The organism is Phytoactinopolyspora endophytica, from assembly GCF_004138495.1.
GTDB lineage: Bacteria > Actinomycetota > Actinomycetes > Jiangellales > Jiangellaceae > Phytoactinopolyspora > Phytoactinopolyspora endophytica.
In genome coordinates, this window is sequence record NZ_ML142852.1 from 63878 (window position 1) to 66268 (window position 2391).

Annotated in this window: 2 protein-coding genes; both read left to right on the top strand. The window is 64.9% G+C overall.

The window, feature by feature from the left end; translation table 11 throughout:
- The first annotated feature begins 418 nt into the window (after positions 1 to 418).
- Complete coding sequence (locus ELR45_RS08670) at positions 419 to 1588, top strand: ATP-grasp domain-containing protein (protein WP_129665200.1); 1170 nt, start codon at positions 419 to 421, stop codon at positions 1586 to 1588.
- A gap of 1 nt (position 1589) precedes the next feature.
- Positions 1590 to 2391: hypothetical protein (locus ELR45_RS34830; RefSeq protein WP_165367610.1), on the top strand; the 802-nt coding region annotated here is incomplete at its 3' end.

Below are 2391 nucleotides of genomic sequence, written 5' to 3' on the forward strand. Positions count from 1 at the left end.
TGCGCAGTAGGCCATGGATCCATCAGACACGCCCAAGTCGCGAGCCGGGATGCTCGGGAATCGCGCGTCAGGGAACTCCCATAATGTGACGACGCCCGCGCCCCACGGAAAACGAGCGGCCTGAATAGGCGCATGAGCGCATCCCGGCTCGCTTCACCGGTGTTCCTCACCATCTAACTCCCTTTTGCGTAGTGATTCTTCGCGTACACGTGCAACCTATTGCCGTCGCTGAGCGTCAACCATGTAACAGTGCGGCAACCTTGCTCTATGTCCCCCTGGATCCTTGTAGCGGAAGTGATCGGCGGCCGGTAAAGTGCGCCGTCAAGGGTGAGGGGGAGAAATATCAGATGACGATGACGCTGCCTGATCGCATATTCGTCGAGCTGTTCCGCGTGAACCGTGTGCCAAGGGGCGGTCGATGATGCTGAGCCACTCGCCGCCGGTTCCCACGTTCGCCTACGACAGTTATCAAGTCCACCGTGCCGCCCTCGCACGCGGCCTGACTGTGCTCGCGCTGCCACGCCAGGTCCTTCTTGCCGGAGTCAAGACAGCTGTGCCTGCAGCCGTGTCCTTCACGCATGGGGTGCCCCAAGCTTCGACCATGTCGGCGGTGACCCATGCCCAGGATCGGAGGCTACGCAGGGCGCTCATGGAGCGGGACGGCCTTCCCGTGCCAAAGGGTGCCACGTTCACCTACCGGAGCGCCGAGAGCGCGTCCCGGTGGGCGGAGGAGATCGGCTGGCCGGTGGTCGCCAAGGAGGCCATGGGTGAGAATCCGGCCACCATGGTCGCCAAGATCGAGTCTGCCGATGCGCTGCATGCCGCCTTCCGTACCTTACGAGTGCGCACGCCCGAGGACCGTGCTCCTGGGCGTAACCCGCGCATCGCCGGTTACGCCGCGACGCGGCTCGGCTTCGACATCGACGACCAGGGCAATCAAGTGGCGCCGCCGCGTACGCGTTTCCTCGTCGAGAAGCAGTTACGTGGTGAGTACGTACGGATCTTCACCTGCGGCGACGACGCACTCATCGCCATCACGCTGGACCGCGCGGCCGACACCGGAGCCGACGACGTGACCGGCTCGATCGACCCGTCGCTCCTCCGGCTGGCCGTGCAGGCAGTCCGCTGCATTCCGGGCCTTGCGGCCGGAACCGTCGACCTCGTCGTGGACGATCATCGTCAACCACTGGACAGGCAGTCGGTACACATCGTCGAGCTCGCGGAAAGGCCGCGAGCAGAGGCTTTCGCGACCGTTTCACCGGTTCTCGGCGACCGAATCGGCGATTACCTGATCGAATTTCAGGCGTCGGTCGCAGGATTGTCCCTTGACGATATGAAAGACACGATCAGTGTGTCCGTCCGGATCGAGGGATTGCGACGTGCCGAGACGGCCATGGACGAACTTCTTGCAGTCACAAGAGAATTCGGTGTTGACAGCACATTCACGGTCGCCGATAACGTGGAAGGAATTCTCACCGGTCACTGCTCCGGCCACCCCGCAGCTATCGCAGCCCTGAATGAAGGGCTGATCAGCGGAACCGCCATCGGCGACCGTCCCTCATGCATCGAGTCCCGAGCGAGCGTCTGAGATGGCAGTGCAGGACATCAATACCACCGGCCCCGCACCATCAACGTCCGGCGAGTTGCTCCTCACCGGCGTCCGCATCATGCGTCTGCGACCGCCCGACGACGGGGACGGCCCCGCAGAGGTGGTCGCGCATATCCAAGGCCGTACCGATGACAACAAGCCGGTGTCCACCTTCGGTCACATCGAGTGGCAATCGCCGCGCGACGACAACCACTTCACGCCGAAAGCCTGGGGAGCGACCGAGTCGCTGCCGGAGAAGCTCGTCGGCGAACGCCTGCTCCTCGACGACGGTACAACCTCCGTCGAACGTCTGATGCGTCCGCTGCTGGCCGAGCTCGACATCGAGGTCAAGACGGAAGCCGCGGCCGAGCGGGCCGCCGCCAGACTCCCTCGACACGCCGTGCGCACCCGCATCCGCCGAGCGGCACGGTACGGCCTCAACATCGTCCGGCGCCGCCCCGGCCTCATCCAACCGGAACGACGCGTCTCCCGCTTGCTCGGCATCGAGGCCCTGAGCGTCGCACTCACCGGCGCCGTGGCCGCCGTGCGGACCGGCGAGGTCGAGGGCCGGGCGGCCCGCGGAACATGGCGGAGCTGCGATCTCGGGACGTTCTTCGATCAGCACATCTCGCGCGTGAATCGCTTTGCGTGTGCGCCGAAGCCGGAGCCGTCGGCGATCGACGGAAGAACCGCCAACACGTTCGCCGACGTCGAGTTCATCGGGCTGCTTCCCAAGGACGGAACCAAGGGGCATCTCCTCGAGCGTGAGGCGCTGAGGTACGGGCTCGACAGTACCCGGTTCC

What these genes read in the sequence shown, in the direction of transcription:
- ELR45_RS08670 (WP_129665200.1), top strand. Translation starts at nt 419, where the DNA reads ATGATGCTGAGCCACTCGCCGCCGGTTCCCACGTTCGCCTACGACAGT.